Below are 17,306 nucleotides of genomic sequence, written 5' to 3'. Positions count from 1 at the left end.
TGCGCTAAAAATCGCGAGTCCCACGACAGACGCACACACCGGCACCCTCTAGACTGCGAACCTGTCACTCCCGTTGGTTCAAGGATCGCAATGACTCCCCGCTCAGCCCTCGGCGCCCTGCATATCGGCGCACTGATGTTTGGCCTCACCGGCGTATTCGGCAAGCTGGCGGCCGCCTCCCCGGCCATCATCGTCTTCGGGCGCGCCGCGTTTGCCGTGATTGCCCTGGCAGTGTTTGCACGCTTCGCCAGCAACGCCCCCTGGAAAACCCTGGCGCTGCAGGACTGGCGCCGCCTGCTGGTCAGCGGCGTGTTGCTGGCGGCGCATTGGGTGACGTTCTTCATTGCCGTCAAGGTCGCCGGCGTAGCCGTCGCCACGCTGGGGTTCACCGCATTCCCGGCGTTTACCGTGATCCTCGAAGGGCTGATCTTCCGCGAGCGTATCCGCGCCAATGAAATCGTGCTGGTGGCCTTGGTCACCGTTGGCCTGGTGCTGGTGACGCCGGACTTCAATCTCGCCAGCGAAGCCACGGGCGGCCTGCTTTGGGGGATTGTCTCGGGTTTGCTGTTCTCATTGTTGTCGCTGAACAACCGCGCCAGCTCCGGACGGATTCCCGCCGTGCAGGCAGCGCTGTGCCAGAACGTGGTGGTCGCGGTGTGCCTGCTGCCCGTGGCCGCGCCGGGGCTGGCGGACGTGCGCGCGCTGGACTGGTTGTGGATCGGCCTGCTTGGGGTGTTCTGCACCGGCCTGGCCCACAGCCTGTTTGTTGCCAGCCTCGCGGTGATCAAGGCGCGCACCGCCTCGGTGGTGTTCGCCATGGAGCCGGTCTACGGCATCACCGTGGCCTGGCTGCTGTTTGCCGAAACCCCGACCCTGCGCATGTTGCTGGGCGGCGCGTTGATCATCGTCGCCATCGTGCTTTCCGGGCTGATGGGCAGCGCCAGCCAGGCCAGACAGCCCGCTGCAACGGCCTGATCTATACTTTAAACATCCGCAACAGTCAGCCGTCGTTCAACGGATAAAGACTCCTCGACGACAGCCATGGTGTTTTCTGCAGTTGCTGCACGCGAGTGGTCACTCCATCAACGCGATGCAGGGGTTTCATCATGGAAATGTTCATCAGCTTGTTGGTTCAGATCATCAGCGGTGCCGTCGGTGGCAATTTGGCCGGCATGACCAAACAAAGCCTGGGCACCGGGCTCAATACCATGCTGGGGGGTGTCGGCGGGCTCGTGCTGGGCCAGGTCGTGGCCGCGCTGACCGGCACATCGGGCGGCGAGGCGCTGGATGTGGCGGCAGTCGGCAGCAATATCGTCGGCGGCGGCGTGGGCGGCCTGGTGCTGACCTGGGTCGTGGGCTTCATCAAAAGCAAGATGGCCGCCAAATAGCGGCGCACTGAGGGGTCACCGCCCTGATGTGGCGGTGACCTTCATGGCGTACGGTCGTTGTGGCCCAGGTCGCGGTGTGGGTCGATCTGGTCGCGCACCCGCTGCTTGAGCACCTTGGCTTCAGGGAAGCCACCATCCGCCTTGCGCTCCCAGATCTGCACACCGTCGCAGGTGATCCGAAACGCACCGCCGGTGGCCGGTTCCAGCGCCACCCGGCCGAGGTCATCGGCAAACGTACTCAACAACTCCTGCGCCAGCCACGCGGCGCGCAGCAGCCACTGGCACTGGGTGCAATAGGTGATGACAATCTCGGGTTTGCTCAGCGACATAATTTGAGAGGCTCCTGGTGTGACGGGCTCGGCGGATCGGATGGCTATAATACCGGCCTTTATCGCCCAGCCTCGAGATTCATGATGCGCCGCCTGTTGTCCTGCCTGTTCCTGTGCCTGCTCCCGCTTCTTGCCGACGCCGTTGAGACGCCCCGCCCCAAAATCGGCCTGGTGCTGTCCGGCGGTGCCGCCCGAGGCCTGGCCCATATCGGCGTGCTCAAGGCCCTGGAGGAACAGGGTATTCATATCGACGCGATTGCCGGCACCAGCATGGGCGCGGTGATTGGCGGGCTGTATGCGTCGGGCTACAAGATCGATGAGCTGGAAAAACTGGCCCTGGGCATCGACTGGCAACAGGCGCTGTCCGACGCACCGCCACGGGAAGACGTGCCGTTTCGACGCAAGCAGGATGACCGGGATTTCCTGGTCAAGCAGAAGCTCAGCTTCCGCGATGACGGCAGCCTCGGCCTGCCCCTTGGCGTGATCCAGGGCCAGAACCTGGCGCTGCTGCTGGAAAGCATGTTCGCCCACACCAGCAACACGCGTAATTTCGACAAGCTGCCGATCCCCTTTCGCGCCGTGGCCACCGACATCACCACCGGCGAGAAAGTGGTATTCAGCAAGGGCCACCTGCCCCAGGTGATCCGCGCCAGCATGTCGATCCCGGCCGTGTTCGCGCCGGTGGAGCTGGATGGTCGCCTGCTGGTGGATGGCGGCATGACCGATAACATCCCACTGGATGTGGCGCGTGAGATGGGCGTGGACATCGCCATCGTGGTCGACATCGGCACCCCGTTGCGTTCACGCAAGCAACTGGCAACGGTGGTGGACGTGCTCAACCAGTCCATCACCCTGATGACCCGGCGCAACTCCGAAGAACAACTCAAGGCCCTGCATCCCAAGGACGTACTGATCCAGCCGCCCCTGGCCGCCTATGGCGTGACGGATTTCGGCCGCGCCAAGGACATGATCGATGCCGGCTACCGCGCCACCCGCGCCCTTGACGTTCGCCTGGCCCATTTGCGCCCCGCCGAGCCGATCGACCCGCAACTGGTAGCCGCGCGTACCCCGGGCGAACGCACCCCGGTGATCACCGCGATCAAGGTGGAGAACGACTCGAAGGTCAGCGACGACGTGATCCGCTACTACATCCGCCAACCGTTGGGCCAACCGCTGGAACTTGGCCGCCTGCAGACCGACATGGGCACCCTGTATGGCCTGGATTACTTCGAGCAGGTGCAATACCGCGTGGTGAAAAAGGGCCAGGACAATACCCTGGTGATCAGCGCACGCGGCAAACGCAGCGGCACCGACTACCTGCGCCTGGGCCTGAACCTGTCGGACGACATGCGCGGCGACAGCGCCTTCAACCTCGGCGCCAGCTACCGCATGAACGGCATCAATCGCCTGGGCGCCGAGTGGCTGACGCGGGTACAGATCGGTGATCGGCAGGAGCTTTACAGCGAGTTCTACCAGCCGATGGATACCGGTTCGCGCTATTTTGTCGCGCCGTATATCAGCGCCCAGGCACAGAACGTCGAGCTGATCCTGGACAACGACCCCATCTCCGAATACCGCCTGGAACGCTACGGCTTCGGCCTCAACGTGGGGCGGCAGATCGGCAACAGCGGCGAGATCCGCTTCGGCGTCGGCGAGGCCTGGGGCAAGGCGGATGTGCGCATCGGCGACCGCGACCTGCCAAGTGTGAGCTTCAGCGAAGGCTTCTATGAACTGAAGTATTCATTCGACTCCCTGGATAACGTGTACTTCCCCCACAGCGGCGAGGACATTGGCTTGGCGTTTCGCGAATTCGAACCGGGGTTGGGCTCGGACCAGCGCTATCGACAATGGGAGTTCAAGCTGGACAAGGCCATGAGCCATGGTCCGGACACCCTGGTACTGGGCGGGCGCTACGGGCGTACCCTGGATGATTCGGACGTGGTGATTTCCAGCTTCCTGCTGGGGGGTGCGCGGCAGTTGTCGGGCTTCCGCCAGGATGCGATATCCGGGCAGAACATCAGCTTGATGCGCGCGGTGTACTACCGCCGGCTGACACCGCGCTCCTACCTGCCGCTGGATTTCCCGCTGTACCTGGGCGCGTCCCTGGAACGCGGCCGGGCATGGAACAACGACAATGAATTCGACAGCGGCTATATCAACGCCGCGAGTATTTTCCTCGGGTTTGATACACCGCTGGGGCCGCTGAATTTCAGCTATGGCTTCAACGATGATAATCAGAAGGCGGTGTACCTGAACCTGGGGCAGACGTTCTGATACAACGCTGCACCCGTATTGGAGCGGCTATTAATTGTGGTGAGCGGGCTTGCCCCGCGCTGGGCTGCGGAGCGGCCCTGAAACCAGGCCCTGCGGTTTTTCTGAAGAATCGCGGCGGGCTCATTGGGGCCGCTTCGCAGCCCAGCGCGGGGCAAGCCCGCTCACCACAGCAAGTCCCCCACATTTTGATCGTCACTTCACCTGGGATCAGGACTTTTCCAGGTTCGCCAGAATGTGCCCATGCACCCGCATGCAGACACGCATATCTTCTTCGTCAACGCCCATAAACAGCTCCTGGCGCAAAGCCGTGGCAATAGTCTCGATCTGCTCGATCAACGGCTTGGCGGTGTCACATAGCAAGATGCGCTTGGCGCGACGGTCTTCCACCACGGCCTGGCGTTGCACCAGGCCCTGGCCTTCGAGGCTGTCGAGCAACCGGGCCAGGGTCGGCCCTTCTACACCGACGCTTTGCGCCAACTCACGCTGGGTGGGAGCTTCTTCAAAACGGGCCAGGTGCAGCAGCACCAGCCAGCGCGCCTGGGACAGGCCCAGCCCGGCCAAACGGCGGTCGAGCTCGGCGCGCCAACCTCGGGACATTTGCGCCAGTTGCATGCCAAAACGGTGTTGATCGGTTAACGGCATAAAAAACTCATGGTTTAGACTGAAAATAAAGTATGGCTAATTATTAGTCAGCTAAGCATGAGCCATGTCACTAGGCAAGAGTTGCTATGTACTGATTCGTTACATTGTCGTAATTGGCACACTAAATTTCGAATTCAGACTGCAAAGCGGCCCGTACGCAGTACAAAACCCCTTCAGGCACACGCCCGACAAACAGCGGTGCTATCTCCGCAACCGGTGGCAATTCGCCTTCTCCGTCAAGGAATGCGTCCTGGATCTCGCCGAGCAAATCCTCCGGCAAATCAAGGGCCTGCTCCAGGGACAACTGCTGCTTGCCGATGGCTTCGGCCAGCAAGGTGTAGACGTTTTTCTCCGTGCATTGCAACTGGCCGGCGATCTGGATCGGGGTCATGCCGGCGCGGGCCAGGCTGATCAGTTCATGGCGAATATCGGCGATTTCCTTCGGCGCTTCGGCCTGGCCACCAAGCACTTCGAGGAATGCCTGGCCGTAGCGCTCCAGCTTACGCGCACCGACGCCGCTGACCCGTGCCATTTCGGCCATGGTGGTGGGCTGCTCGCGCAGCATCTCCAGCAACGTGGAGTCGGGAAAAATAACGTACGGCGGCACGCTGTGTTCCTGGGCCAGTTTGCGTCGCAGGGTACGCAGGGCTTCCCACTGTTCGCGCTCCTCGCCCCGTACAAGCTGGCTGGCCTGGCTGGTGCTGGTCTTGGCGGTGGTTTGCGGCTTTAGGTCGCGGCGCAGCTCCAGGCTCACCTCGCCCTTGAGCAACGGCCGGCAGCTGTCGTTCAGGCGCAGGCCGCCATACCCTTCGATATCGATGTCCACCAGACCGCGCGCGACCATCTGTCGGAACAACGAACGCCATTCGCCCTCGGCACGGGCCTTGCCGACGCCGTAGACCGAGAGTTTCTCGTGGCCGAAGCTGCGTACTTTTTCGTTGTCCTTGCCCAGCAATACATCCACCAGATGACCGACGCCATAACGCTGGCCGGTGCGATAGATCGTCGACAACGCCTGGCGGGCGGGCTCGGTGGCGTCCCAGGTCTGCACCCCATCGATGCAGTTATCGCAGTGGCCGCACGGTTGCGGCATGTCCTCGTCGAAGTAGGCCAGCAAGGTCTGGCGGCGGCAGCGGGTCTCTTCACACAACGAGAGCATCGCGTCGAGCTTGTGCTGCTCCAGGCGCTTGTGGCGCTCATCGCCTTCGGAGTTCTGCAGCATCTGCTTGAGCATCACCACGTCCTGCAGGCCGTAGACCATCCAGGCATCCGCCGGCAGGCCATCACGGCCGGCACGACCGGTCTCCTGGTAATAGGCCTCGAGGGACTTGGGCAGGTCCATATGGGCCACGAAGCGCACGTTGGATTTGTCGATGCCCATGCCGAACGCGATGGTGGCCACCATGATCAGGCCTTCCTCGTTGAGAAAACGCTTCTGGTGGGCAGCGCGCGTTTCGTTGGGCAGTCCGGCGTGGTACGGCAGCGCCGGGTAGCCCTGCTCGCAGAGGAACGCGGCCACTTCATCGACCTTCTTGCGCGACAGGCAATAGACAATGCCCGCATCGCTGCGTCGCTCGGAAAGGAATGCCAGCAACTGCTTGCGCGGCTGCTCCTTGGGTACGATGCGGTAGAAAATATTTGGCCGGTCGAAACTCGACAGGAACCGCTCGGCGTTCTGCAGGTGCAGGCGCTCGACGATTTCTTCACGGGTGCGCTTGTCGGCCGTGGCGGTCAGGGCGATGCGCGGGACGTCCGGGAACAGCTCCGCCAGTTGACCGAGCTGCAAATATTCGCGGCGGAAATCATGCCCCCATTGCGATACGCAGTGGGCTTCGTCGATGGCGAACAGGGCAATTTCCAGGCTCTGCAAAAACGCCAGCATGCGCGGCTGCACCAGGCGCTCAGGTGCCAGATAAAGCATCTTCACTTCACCGCGCTTGATCCGCGCGGCCAGGTCGCGTTGCTGCTCGGCACTGAGGGTGGAGTTCAAGGCGGCGGCAGCGACGCCAAGTTCTTCCAGGGTCGCAACCTGGTCGTCCATCAACGCGATCAGGGGCGACACCACCACTGCCAGCCCGTTGCGCAACAACGCCGGCACCTGGAAGCACAACGACTTGCCACCACCGGTAGGCATCAGGACCAGGGCATCACCGCCCTTGGCCACGCGCTCAATGATCGCACCCTGGCGACCACGAAAGCTGTCGTAGCCGAAGATGTCCTTGAGGACGCGTTGAGCCTGATCGAGCATGTATAACTCCAACAAAATAGTGCCGAAATCCCTCTGTACAGGCTGGTCGAAAAAATACGGGCTCACGGAAAATAATCCGTAAGCGAAGTTTTCTCGACCTGGCGCTTGGCCTGCAGGGGCATCACAAAACGCGGCAGTATACCCGAGCGTCATCCGGCAAAGGGCGCCGCTGACGAATTGCAGCCCGTCTCTAAAACCTGGCAAATATGCACGCCGACTGGCTTGGGCGCGCAAGAAAGCCTAGAATTCAGCATCGTTTATTCCCAAGGTAGTCCTTCAATGTCCTTCGCTGAGCAACTAACCCGCCTGCAAGCCTTCCTCGACGCCGATGAGCTGCATGACGAGGCGCTGGACTACGTGGCCGCCCACGGCTACCTGACCGCCCTGTCGATCTGCTCCGAGGTCGTTCCCGACCGTGAATGGATCGACGCACTGTTCGCCGAAGAGCCGCACTACGCCGACGCCGCCCAGCGCGAAGAAATCGAATCCACCCTGCTGGCCCTCAAGGCCCACATCTCTCGCCAACTGGCCTCCGATGAAGAATTCGAGTTGCCGTGCGAGCTGGACCTGGGCGAGGAGCCGGACGACTCCGACCTGCGCGGCTGGTGCATCGGCTTCATGGAAGGTGTGTTCCTGCGTGAAGCCGCCTGGTTCGAAACCGCCGAGGAAGAAGTCAGCGAAATGCTTTTGCCGATCATGGTCGGCTCGGGGCTGTTTGAGGAAGAAGCTGAATTTTCCGACATCGCCGCCGACGCCAACCTGATGGACGACATGATCGTACAGATCCCCGAAGCGCTGACCGCCCTGTACCTGCTGTGCAACGCCCCTGACGAAAAACCGGCGATCCTCAAGCCACGCCACCACTGAGTCGCTTGCCCGTGACACCCATGGGCAATCGCTCGCTGCTCCTGCGCTACGTGCTGCTGGCCATCGGCTGGCTGAGCGTAGCGTTGGGAGTGATCGGTATTTTCCTGCCGGTATTGCCGACCACCCCCTTCCTCCTGCTCGCCGCCGCCTGCTTCGCTCGAAGCTCCCCGCGTTTCTACCAGTGGCTGGTGGAACACCCGCGCCTGGGCCCCTGGATTCGTGACTACCTGGACGGCAACGGCATCCCGCTCAAGGGCAAGGTCTACGCCATCGGCCTGATGTGGCTGAGTATCGGTTTTTCCTGCTACCTGGTGCCGTTGCCATGGGCACGTGGCTTCATGTTGACCAGCGCGGTGCTGGCGACAATCTACATCCTGCGCCAGAAAACCCTGCCACCGCGCTAAGCGCCCCCTGCGACATTAGATCCCACACGACCTTGGTCGACACTGACTAACCCCAGGCATCATGCGAGACTGTCCAACCGGGCCTGAAATGCCTGGGTGTTCTCATGCTCGGAGTTACCATGACGCTGTCCAGCGGGCTGATCGCCGCCGTTGCCCTGGCCTATATGGCCATTATGTTTGCCATCGCCTTCTACGGTGACCGCCGCCGTGCGCCGCTGCCGCCGCGCATGCGTGCCTGGGTCTATAGCCTGTCGCTGGCCGTCTACTGCACCAGCTGGACCTTCTTCGGCGCCGTAGGCCAGGCCGCCGAACAGCTGTGGGCGTTCTTACCGATCTACCTGGGACCGGTGCTGTTGCTGGTGTTGGCACCCTGGGTCCTGCAGAAGATGATCCTGATCAGCAAGCAGGAAAACATCACCTCCATCGCCGACTTCATCGCCGCACGCTATGGCAAATCCCAGTCCCTGGCGGTGGTGGTCGCGCTGATCTGCCTGGTGGGCGTGCTGCCTTATATCGCCCTGCAACTCAAAGGCATTGTGCTGGGGGTCAACCTGCTGATTGGCGCAGGTGCCGATACCACCGGCACCCGAGCCCAGGACACGGCGCTGATCGTGTCCCTGGTGCTGGCGCTGTTCACCATTGTGTTCGGTACCCGCAACCTCGACGCCACCGAACACCACCGCGGCATGGTGCTGGCGATTGCGTTTGAATCGTTGGTGAAGCTGTTCGCCTTTCTCGCGGTCGGGGCGTTTGTGACCTACGGCCTGTACGACGGTTTCGGCGACCTGTTCAGCCAGGCGATGCTCGCGCCACGCCTGGAGGAATACTGGAAGGAAACCATCAACTGGCCGTCGATGGTGGTACAGACCGGCGTCGCCATGATGGCGATCATCTGCTTGCCTCGGCAGTTCCATGTGACGGTCGTGGAGAACATCGACCCCCAGGATCTGCGCCTGGCCAAGTGGGTGTTCCCGGCCTACCTGATCCTCGCCGCGCTGTTTGTCGTGCCGATCGCCTTGGGCGGCAAAATGATGCTGCCCGGCTCGGTGCTGCCGGACTCCTACGTGATCAGCCTGCCCATGGCCGAAGCCCACCCGGCCCTCGCCGTGCTGGCGTTTATCGGCGGTGCGTCGGCGGCCACCGGCATGGTGATCGTGGCGAGCATCGCCTTGTCGACCATGGTCTCCAACGACATGCTGCTGCCCTGGCTGCTGCGCCGTTCCAGCGCCGAGCGGCCGTTCGAAGTGTTCCGCCACTGGATGCTGTCGGTGCGCCGGGTCAGCATCGTGATCATCCTGCTGCTGGCGTATGTCAGCTACCGCCTGCTGGGCTCCACCGCGAGCCTGGCGACCATCGGCCAGATCGCGTTTGCCGCGGTGACTCAACTGGCCCCGGCCATGCTTGGCGCACTGTATTGGAAGCAAGCCAACCGACGCGGTGTATTTGCGGGGCTGGCGGCGGGTACGTTCCTGTGGTTCTACACCTTGGTCCTGCCGGTTACCGCGAAAAGCCTGGGTTGGTCCCTCGCCATTTTCCCGGGGCTGACGTGGATGCATTCGCACCCGCTCGGTTTGTCCGTCACCTCACTGACCCTGGGCACCGTGTTCTCCCTGGCCGGTAACTTCACGCTGTTCGTGTGGGTGTCGATGCTGTCGCGCACACGTGTCTCGGAACACTGGCAAGCCGGGCGCTTTATCGGCCAGGAAATCAGCCAGCGCGCCAATGCCCGCTCGATGCTGTCGGTACAGATCAGCGACCTGCTCAGCCTGGCCGCGCGGTTTGTCGGCGAAGAACGGGCCCAGCAGAGTTTTATCCGCTTCGCCTATCGCCAGGGCAAAGGCTTTAACCCCAACCAGAATGCCGACAACGACTGGATCGCACACACCGAGCGATTGCTGGCCGGTGTGCTCGGCGCATCCTCGACTCGGGCCGTGGTGAAAGCGGCGATCGAGGGGCGGGAAATGCAGCTCGAGGACGTCGTACGTATCGCCGACGAAGCCTCGGAAGTGCTGCAATTCAATCGCGCATTGCTGCAGGGCGCCATCGAGAACATCACCCAGGGCATCAGTGTGGTGGACCAGTCCCTCAAGCTGGTGGCCTGGAACCGGCGTTACCTGGAGTTGTTCAATTACCCGGACGGGCTGATCAGCGTAGGCCGACCGATTGCCGACATCATCCGCTACAACGCCGAGCGCGGCCTGTGCGGGCCGGGGGAAGCCGAGGTCCACGTGGCGCGCCGCCTGCATTGGATGCGCCAGGGCCGCGCGCATACCTCAGAGCGGCTGTTCCCGAATGGGCGGGTGATCGAGCTGATCGGCAACCCGATGCCCGGCGGCGGCTTCGTCATGAGCTTCACCGACATTACCGCGTTCCGCGAGGCCGAGCAGGCACTCACCGAGGCCAACGAAGGCCTCGAGCAACGGGTGACCGAGCGCACCCACGAACTGTCGCAGCTCAATGTGGCGCTCACCGATGCCAAGGGCGTTGCCGAGTCCGCCAGCCAGTCAAAGACGCGCTTCCTCGCGGCCGTCAGCCATGACCTGATGCAACCGCTGAACGCCGCCCGCCTGTTCTCCGCTGCCCTTTCCCACCAGAACGACGGCCTGTCCAGCGAAGCCCGGCAACTGGTACAGCACCTGGACAGCTCGCTGCGTTCGGCCGAAGACCTGATCAGCGACCTGCTGGATATCTCGCGCCTGGAAAACGGCAAGATCAACCCGCAGCGCCAGCCCTTTGTGCTCAACGAACTGTTCGACACCCTCGGCGCGGAATTCAAGGCCCTGGCCCAGGAACAAGGCCTGCGTTTTCGCCTGCGCGGCAGCCGCTTGCGCGTCGACAGTGACATCAAGTTGCTGCGACGGATCTTGCAGAATTTTCTGACTAACGCTTTCCGGTATGCCGACGGCCCGGTGCTGCTGGGCGTACGTCGGCGCAAGGGCGAGCTGTGCCTGGAAGTCTGGGACCGAGGCCCTGGCATCCCGTTGGATAAACAGAAGGTGATCTTCGAAGAGTTCAAACGCCTGGACAGCCACCAGACCCGCGCCGAGAAAGGCCTGGGCCTGGGTCTGGCGATTGCCGACGGCCTGTGCCGGGTGCTGGGCCATCGCCTGAGCGTGCGCTCATGGCCCGGCAAGGGCAGCGTGTTCAGCGTGCGTGTGCCGCTGGCACGCAACCAGGCCAGCCCGCAGGTCAAGCCTACCCAGGAGAACGGCCTGCCGTTAAGCGGCGCGCAAGTACTCTGCGTGGACAACGAAGAGAGCATCCTGATCGGTATGCGCAGCCTGCTGACACGCTGGGGCTGTGAAGTGTGGACCGCCACCGACCAGGCCCAATGTGCGGCGCTGCTGGAGCAAGGCGTACGCCCGCAACTGGCACTGGTGGATTACCACCTCGACCACGGTGAGACCGGCACCGAGCTCATGGGCTGGCTGCGGGCGCAAATGGCGGAGCCGATTCCCGGCGTGGTCATCAGTGCCGACGGCCGCCCGGAGATGGTGGCAGAGGTGCATGCGGCGGGGCTGGATTACCTCGCCAAACCGGTGAAGCCCGCCGCGCTGCGGGCGTTGCTGAGTCGACACTTACCGCTATAAACCGGATGTACTCAGTCAACATGTGGGAGGGGGCTACACCCCTTCCACCTTTCGGATTGTGTTTATTCGGGCAGGTGCGCGACGCCGTCGGCGTCGGTCATCGCCCGCTCCAGCAAATCCGTCGGCAGGCTTTTGCTGGCACGCGCACCGAGCAACCTCAATTGCTCGGTGCGACTGACCAGGTTTCCGCGCCCATCTGTCAGCTTGTTCCGCGCCGCGCTGTAAGCCTTATCCAACTGCTGCAGACGATTGCCCACCTCATCCAGATCCTGGATAAACAGCACGAACTTGTCGTACAGCCACCCGGCGCGTTCGGCGATTTCGCGGGCGTTCTGGCTTTGACGCTCTTGCTTCCAGAGACTGTCGATCACCCGCAGGGTGGCGAGCAGCGTCGTTGGGCTGACGATCACGATATGCCGGTCGAAAGCTTCTTGGAACAGATTCGGTTCGGCCTGCAAGGCCGCGGAAAAAGCGGCTTCGATCGGCACGAACAACAACACGAAATCCAGGCTGTGCAGGCCTTCCAGGCGTTTGTAATCCTTACCGGCCAAGCCTTTGACGTGATTGCGCAGCGACAGTACGTGCTGCTTCAAGGCTGCCTGGCCGATCACCTCATCATCCGCTGCGACATACTGCTGGTACGCGGTCAGGCTGACCTTGGAGTCCACCACCACCTGCTTGTCGCCCGGCAACATGATCAGCACATCCGGCTGGAAACGCTCGCCGTCCGGCCCCTTGAGGCTGACCTGGGTCTGGTACTCGCGGCCCTTCTCCAGGCCGGCGTGTTCCAGCACGCGCTCGAGGATCAACTCACCCCAATTGCCCTGGGTTTTCTGGCCCTTGAGGGCGCGGGTCAGGTTGGTGGCTTCGTCTGACAGACGCAGGTTCAGCTGCTGCAGGCGTTCAAGCTCCTTGGCCAGGGAAAAGCGCTCGCGAGCCTCGTTCTGATAGCTCTCTTCCACGCGTTTTTCGAAGGACTGGATGCGTTCCTTCAAGGGGTCGAGCAACTGGCCAAGGCGCTCCTGGCTGGTCTCGGCAAAGCGCTGCTCGCGCTCATCGAAGATCTTGCCGGCCAGCTCAGCGAACTGCGCACGCAACTCGTCCCGCGAGCCTTGCAGGTCGGCGAGGCGCTGCTGATGGCTTTCCTGCTGCTCGCGCAGTTCGGCGCGCAAGGCGGCCGACAGTGCGTCGAGGCGGCGTAATTCGGTTTCCTTGGCGCTGCGGTCAAGGTTCCAGGCGTGGGCGGCGTCGCGGGCGTTGTCGCGATCGATCTGCAACAGCTCGACCTCGCGGCGCACTGCAGCCAGGTCAGCTTGCTTGGCGGCGTTGGCCTGGCTCAGATCGCTGATTTCATCGCGACTGGCATCCAGTTGAGCGGCGAGGCCCTCCTGGGCCAGTTGCGCAGTGGCCAGGCGCTCTTCGAGCAGTTCCCAGCCGGTGGTCCGCGCGGTCAACCGCCGCTGAATCTGCCAGCACACCGCCAATAAAGGCACTGCGGCGCCAGCCAGGCCCAGGGCAACACTGGTCCAGTCAAAAACCATAGCCATTTCTGCCATCACCGAAAAGGAGCAAGGTTAACCAAGCGTAGAGCGTGAGGACAGCTCAGTCTTCGACCTGACCCAGTTCCCGTTGGGCACGGCGGTCACCGGCACGGGCGGCCAGGCGCAGCAGATCGTGGCCAATGCGGCGGTCGCGGGCGTTGCCGCACTCGCGGCACATCAATTGGCCCAGACGGCTTTGCGCAGCCACTACGCCCTCACGGGCCGGCTGCTTGAGCAAGCGCCCGGCGAAGTGTTTGATGTTGGTGCTATGGCCCAGGCGTGGGCTGTCGAGCAACCACAGGGCGACTTTCAAGGAAAAACGCTTGGGTGCGGTAACAGTCTGGGAGGTATCGGTAACAGAAGGTGATACTAAGCGAAACTTCATAAAGCACTGTGGGACAGAACGGAAGGCGCGCCACTCTACTCTTTTTTTCGCACAGGTAAAGCTGAAAAAACCCGGCACGCCCGTTCTAGAGCAAGCGCTTGGGACAATCCACAGAAGCTGTGGATAACTCAGTGGACAACCAGCCTTTAACTCGCGCAAAGGCCCATGGAACGGGGCCCACAGTCAAACTGACGATTTTTTCACCAATAAAAAAAAGCCAGATTTTTCATTGACTTAAATTTCCATTGCAGGCAAATGGCGGCCCTGTCCAGCGATTGACAGCCAGGTTACACACGCCGCAACTAATGTGCACAAGTACCGATCCGATGGTTATATCCCCGGCTTTTTTTGAAGCGATAGCCTTCAAAAATGTTACCGCCGAGGCAAAACAGGGACTTTTCAAATCTTTGCCAGCTCGCCACACTGCCCGACGGACAACACAACGCTGAGTGGGCCGATGAAAGGAATGCTGTTATTCGCCGTGTTGTTACTGGCCATCTGTGCCATTTCATTAGGGATAAATGTCGTACTGCCATCCCCGGATGGGGCGTTGTTTGCCATCGCCATCCTGCTATCGGCCGCGTTCACCGCCGTGAGCCTGTGCATCGAGCTGGGTGAAGGGCGTATCGATGACATGGGCGATGTGATGAAGATGGTCGAGACCGGCCAATCCTTGCGCCTGACCCTGGCCGCCTATGGGTTGGGTTGTTCCCTGGCCGCCGCCGTCACGGTGCTGGTGTATCGCGGCCTGCTGGGCGGCTGATTGAAGTTTTTTGACTAGCACGCTTCCATTGCCTGTTTCAATCCGTTACTATCCGCAGCGTTAGTACCAAGCTGAAAGTCAATTCTGGTCGAACAACTCCCCTGAACAACACGGGATCGACCACCTCGATGGTTTCCAGGTATCACTTGCGACGACACTGCCTTTGAACAAGCAAAGGGTGCCGCGAAGTTTTAATACTCTGACCGAACCAACCTGCAAATTGATCAGGATCTTCACCCCGGGCCCAGAACCTTTGCCCTTGTTGTGTTGCCTGCCCTCCTAAGTACCTACCTGCCAGCCCAAGCGCGCCTAACTTAATCAGCGCTTCAAACTGGCTGCTTTGTTCCAGTCGGGTTCTTCGTTTGATCAATGGTGATCAACGTTACTGGAACGTTTTAACGTTGCACGGTTCTTATCCGTGTCATTTGTAGGAACACCAATAATATGTCCGCTATCCACACTCAGGATGCCATTCGCACCCTCACCAACGCTTTTGCCCCAATGAACTGCCTGATCATGGCCGCTCGCAAAGGCTGCTTCAGCTTCACCCTGGTCAACGAACACGGCATCGCCCGTCACAGCGAACGCCTGTACCCCGATCAATACTCCAGCGCTGAACCGCTGCAGGCCGTGATCGAGCGTACCCGTCAGGCACTGGTTGCCTGATCGACCCGAGTCGCTGAAACACAAAAAACCCTGTTTAAAACACAGGGTTTTTTATTGCCCGTCATTCTTGCCTCGAGTATTTGCACTAAGTTCAAAACGATATAAACGTTATAACTGGTTGAAGAAGATGTTTTAAAAACAGTCCTTTACCTCATGAATATGACACTACACTTCAACTCAAGCGGCATGATCCGCTTCCGACGAGCCTGAGAGCCGATCCACTGCTGCCAAGCCCCCTTTCTCAGGGCTCGTCGACCCTTTTCACGGATTGAGGCATGTATGGGTATCGCAGCCAGTGAATTGTGTCGCTATGTGATCCGGCCGACCTTGACGTACCTCGGCCAGCAGAGCCCAACGGCTGAGTCACTGCTGCTGGGTATCGCCGCCAGCCAGTCGGAATTGGGTTCTGCCCTGCATGATCGACGCGGCCACGGCCTGTACAGCATCACCGAACCTCGCCATCGCGCCTTGTGGGATAACTACCTGGCGCTCGATCCCGAGCGTGCCAGCCTGGTACGCGGGCTCGCCAGCCAACACGCCTTTCTCAGTGCGCCCCAACTGGAACTCACCGTAAACCTGCGTTATGCCACGGCCATCGCCTGGCTCCTGGTCGAACAACACAGCCCCGCCCTGCCACCACCCGGTGATGTTTTAGCCATGGCGCGTATCTGGAAAGAAATATTTCATCCTCAAGGAAGGCTGCGGGATTTCACCCAGGCCTGGCAAACCTGTGTTTCGCCCTTGAATCACGTGGCCTGCTGACCGGGCAATTTGCAAGATTCGGCAAAAAAGCCGAATTTTGGTCGGATTGTCCTACAAAACCGCTCTATCTCCTGCATTACAGCCTATAGCGCGATGTTAATTTTATTGATACTTTCCGCTGCGGTGATCACCACGGAGTTCTAATAATGAAAAAAGTAATGCTCAAGACCACACTTAGCCTCGCCGTTGCCATGGCATCCTCCCAACTGTTCGCAAGCGGTTTCGCACTGAACGAACAGAGCGTCAGCGGGATGGGTACGGGTTTCGCAGGTCGCTCTTCTTCTGCCGATGATGCAAGCACTGTCTACGGTAACCCGGCCGGTATGTCCCGTCTGAATGGCCAACAAATCACCGGTGGTGTCGCTGCCATTGATGCCTCGACCGATATCAGCAATACCGGTGGCAACTCTCGCGGTTCCAACAAAGGCGACATGGTTCCGTTCACCGCGGTGCCATTCGGTTTCTACACCAACAAACTCAACGATCAGTGGGCTATCGGCTTCGGTGTATACGCACCGTTCGGCCTGGTGACCGACTATGAAAACGGCTTCCAGGGTCGCGGCTTCGGCAGCAAGAGCGAAGTGAAGGTCATGACCTTCCAGCCAACTGTCAGCTATGCGTTCAATGATCGTGTATCCATCGGCTTTGGCCCGACCATCAACCGGATTTCCGGTGTGCTTGAGTCGGACAAGACCCTCAGCCCGCTTGCCTCCGACACCAACGTCAAAATCAAGGGTGACGATACCGCCCTGGGTTTCAACGTCGGCGTATTGGTCCAGGCCACCGACACCACTCGCGTGGGCCTGACCTACCACTCGAAGGTCAAGTACAAGCTGGAAGGCCACACCACGGTCAGCGGCCCAGCGGCCACTCAACCGTTCCTGCGTAACAACCGTTACGACGCTTCGTTGAAAATCGACACCCCAGAGTCCTACGACCTGTCGGTCACCCAAGACCTGACCGACGCCTGGAAACTCTACGGCGGTGCAACCTGGACGCGTTGGAGTCGCCTGAAAGAGATCACCGTCAACAACGAAGGCGTAACAGCTGCAGGCGGCTTACTGGCGCCAAGCCAACTGGGCTCTATCACTGAAGAACAAAATTGGCACGACACCTGGGCCTACGCCGTGGGTACCTCGTATCAGTTGACCAAGCAAGTCGTGCTGCGTACCGGCCTGACCTTCGACCAATCCCCGGCCAACAACACCGATCGTTCGCCGCGCATCCCGACGGGCGACCGTACGATCTTCAGCGTGGGCCTGGGCTACAAAGTCATGGATAACATGACCGTCGACCTGGCGTATTCGTACCTGAAAGAAGAAGACGTCAAGATCAACCAGACGGCTAACGCCCCGTCGACAGCCAGTTACCGCGCCAAGTACGAAAACAGTGCCAACGGTTTCGGCCTGGGCATGACCTACACCTTCTGATCCGGACGGGTGTAAAA

Annotated in this window: 15 protein-coding genes; 10 read left to right on the top strand and 5 right to left on the bottom strand. The window is 61.0% G+C overall.

Annotation, left to right across the window (positions count from 1 at the left end):
• Positions 1-90 precede the first annotated feature (90 nt).
• Entirely contained in the window at positions 91-975 is an 885-nt protein-coding gene (locus tag Q8X51_RS01170; RefSeq protein WP_065946835.1) for a DMT family transporter, read from the top strand.
• A gap of 131 nt (positions 976-1,106) precedes the next feature.
• On the top strand, positions 1,107-1,388 hold the full coding sequence (locus tag Q8X51_RS01165) for a hypothetical protein (protein WP_027603827.1): 282 nt from the start codon (positions 1,107-1,109) through the stop codon (positions 1,386-1,388).
• A 41-nt stretch (positions 1,389-1,429) separates the two neighbouring features.
• Here the strand turns inward: Q8X51_RS01165 and Q8X51_RS01160 are convergent, their stop codons facing one another.
• A complete protein-coding gene (locus tag Q8X51_RS01160; protein WP_027603826.1) occupies positions 1,430-1,717 on the bottom strand; it encodes a SelT/SelW/SelH family protein in 288 nt (95 codons plus the stop codon).
• 84 nt (positions 1,718-1,801) lie between these two features.
• Here Q8X51_RS01160 and Q8X51_RS01155 point away from each other — a divergent pair, with 84 nt between their 5' ends.
• The gene (locus Q8X51_RS01155) at positions 1,802-3,991 is read left to right on the top strand and encodes a patatin-like phospholipase family protein (RefSeq protein WP_065924938.1); all 2,190 of its coding nucleotides are present in this window, start codon (positions 1,802-1,804) and stop codon (positions 3,989-3,991) included.
• A gap of 207 nt (positions 3,992-4,198) precedes the next feature.
• On the opposite strand, the gene Q8X51_RS01150 is transcribed toward Q8X51_RS01155, so the two are convergent.
• Positions 4,199-4,633, bottom strand: coding sequence for a MarR family transcriptional regulator (locus Q8X51_RS01150; protein WP_065924937.1), 435 nt, complete (start codon positions 4,631-4,633; stop codon positions 4,199-4,201).
• A 121-nt stretch (positions 4,634-4,754) separates the two neighbouring features.
• Positions 4,755-6,881, bottom strand: coding sequence for a DNA helicase RecQ (gene recQ / locus Q8X51_RS01145; protein WP_407693433.1), 2,127 nt, complete (start codon positions 6,879-6,881; stop codon positions 4,755-4,757).
• 279 nt (positions 6,882-7,160) lie between these two features.
• Here recQ and Q8X51_RS01140 point away from each other — a divergent pair, with 279 nt between their 5' ends.
• The 3 genes from Q8X51_RS01140 (at position 7,161) to Q8X51_RS01130 (ending at position 11,742) form a co-directional block, all read left to right on the top strand.
• Positions 7,161-7,748, top strand: coding sequence for a UPF0149 family protein (locus Q8X51_RS01140; protein WP_027603822.1), 588 nt, complete (start codon positions 7,161-7,163; stop codon positions 7,746-7,748).
• Positions 7,749-7,768: 20 nt separating this feature from the next.
• Positions 7,769-8,152, top strand: a complete 384-nt coding sequence (locus tag Q8X51_RS01135; RefSeq protein WP_407693432.1) for a YbaN family protein — start codon at positions 7,769-7,771, stop codon at positions 8,150-8,152.
• A gap of 119 nt (positions 8,153-8,271) precedes the next feature.
• Positions 8,272-11,742: a hybrid sensor histidine kinase/response regulator gene (locus Q8X51_RS01130; protein WP_065924935.1), complete on the top strand. Its 3,471-nt coding sequence runs from the start codon at positions 8,272-8,274 to the stop codon at positions 11,740-11,742.
• Between the two features lie 62 nt (positions 11,743-11,804).
• Here the strand turns inward: Q8X51_RS01130 and rmuC are convergent, their stop codons facing one another.
• Both rmuC and Q8X51_RS01120 read right to left on the bottom strand, forming a co-directional pair.
• Positions 11,805-13,169: a DNA recombination protein RmuC gene (rmuC, locus tag Q8X51_RS01125; protein ID WP_330215064.1), complete on the bottom strand. Its 1,365-nt coding sequence runs from the start codon at positions 13,167-13,169 to the stop codon at positions 11,805-11,807.
• Between the two features lie 175 nt (positions 13,170-13,344).
• A complete protein-coding gene (locus Q8X51_RS01120; protein WP_065924934.1) occupies positions 13,345-13,668 on the bottom strand; it encodes a hypothetical protein in 324 nt (107 codons plus the stop codon).
• Between the two features lie 457 nt (positions 13,669-14,125).
• On the opposite strand from Q8X51_RS01120, the gene Q8X51_RS01115 reads away from it, so the two are divergent.
• From Q8X51_RS01115 to Q8X51_RS01100, 4 genes are all read left to right on the top strand, one after another.
• Positions 14,126-14,431: a hypothetical protein gene (locus Q8X51_RS01115; protein WP_065924933.1), complete on the top strand. Its 306-nt coding sequence runs from the start codon at positions 14,126-14,128 to the stop codon at positions 14,429-14,431.
• A 444-nt stretch (positions 14,432-14,875) separates the two neighbouring features.
• Positions 14,876-15,097, top strand: a complete 222-nt coding sequence (locus Q8X51_RS01110) for a hypothetical protein (protein WP_010563939.1) — start codon at positions 14,876-14,878, stop codon at positions 15,095-15,097.
• A 279-nt stretch (positions 15,098-15,376) separates the two neighbouring features.
• Entirely contained in the window at positions 15,377-15,859 is a 483-nt protein-coding gene (locus tag Q8X51_RS01105) for a hypothetical protein (protein WP_065946840.1), read from the top strand.
• Between the two features lie 146 nt (positions 15,860-16,005).
• Positions 16,006-17,289 carry an OmpP1/FadL family transporter gene (locus Q8X51_RS01100; RefSeq protein ID WP_065924931.1) on the top strand — a complete coding sequence of 428 codons (1,284 nt, stop codon included), beginning with the start codon at positions 16,006-16,008 and terminating at the stop codon, positions 17,287-17,289.
• Positions 17,290-17,306: the final 17 nt, after the last annotated feature.

Origin of the sequence: Pseudomonas sp. Yb2C2, assembly GCF_052112325.1 — a bacterium.
GTDB lineage: Bacteria > Pseudomonadota > Gammaproteobacteria > Pseudomonadales > Pseudomonadaceae > Aquipseudomonas > Aquipseudomonas marginalis.
Note: the sequence above shows the minus strand (reverse complement) of the source record. Positions and strands in the feature narration are given on the sequence as shown.

What these genes read in the sequence shown, in the direction of transcription:
- Q8X51_RS01120 (WP_065924934.1), bottom strand. Translation starts at nt 13,668, where the DNA reads ATGAAGTTTCGCTTAGTATCACCTTCTGTTACCGATACCTCCCAGACT.
- Q8X51_RS01110 (WP_010563939.1), top strand. Translation starts at nt 14,876, where the DNA reads ATGTCCGCTATCCACACTCAGGATGCCATTCGCACCCTCACCAACGCT.
- Q8X51_RS01165 (WP_027603827.1), top strand. Translation starts at nt 1,107, where the DNA reads ATGGAAATGTTCATCAGCTTGTTGGTTCAGATCATCAGCGGTGCCGTC.
- Q8X51_RS01140 (WP_027603822.1), top strand. Translation starts at nt 7,161, where the DNA reads ATGTCCTTCGCTGAGCAACTAACCCGCCTGCAAGCCTTCCTCGACGCC.
- Q8X51_RS01150 (WP_065924937.1), bottom strand. Translation starts at nt 4,633, where the DNA reads ATGCCGTTAACCGATCAACACCGTTTTGGCATGCAACTGGCGCAAATG.
- Q8X51_RS01105 (WP_065946840.1), top strand. Translation starts at nt 15,377, where the DNA reads ATGGGTATCGCAGCCAGTGAATTGTGTCGCTATGTGATCCGGCCGACC.
- recQ (WP_407693433.1), bottom strand. Translation starts at nt 6,881, where the DNA reads ATGCTCGATCAGGCTCAACGCGTCCTCAAGGACATCTTCGGCTACGAC.
- Q8X51_RS01100 (WP_065924931.1), top strand. Translation starts at nt 16,006, where the DNA reads ATGAAAAAAGTAATGCTCAAGACCACACTTAGCCTCGCCGTTGCCATG.
- Q8X51_RS01170 (WP_065946835.1), top strand. Translation starts at nt 91, where the DNA reads ATGACTCCCCGCTCAGCCCTCGGCGCCCTGCATATCGGCGCACTGATG.
- Q8X51_RS01115 (WP_065924933.1), top strand. Translation starts at nt 14,126, where the DNA reads ATGAAAGGAATGCTGTTATTCGCCGTGTTGTTACTGGCCATCTGTGCC.
- Q8X51_RS01130 (WP_065924935.1), top strand. Translation starts at nt 8,272, where the DNA reads ATGACGCTGTCCAGCGGGCTGATCGCCGCCGTTGCCCTGGCCTATATG.
- Q8X51_RS01135 (WP_407693432.1), top strand. Translation starts at nt 7,769, where the DNA reads ATGGGCAATCGCTCGCTGCTCCTGCGCTACGTGCTGCTGGCCATCGGC.
- Q8X51_RS01155 (WP_065924938.1), top strand. Translation starts at nt 1,802, where the DNA reads ATGCGCCGCCTGTTGTCCTGCCTGTTCCTGTGCCTGCTCCCGCTTCTT.
- Q8X51_RS01160 (WP_027603826.1), bottom strand. Translation starts at nt 1,717, where the DNA reads ATGTCGCTGAGCAAACCCGAGATTGTCATCACCTATTGCACCCAGTGC.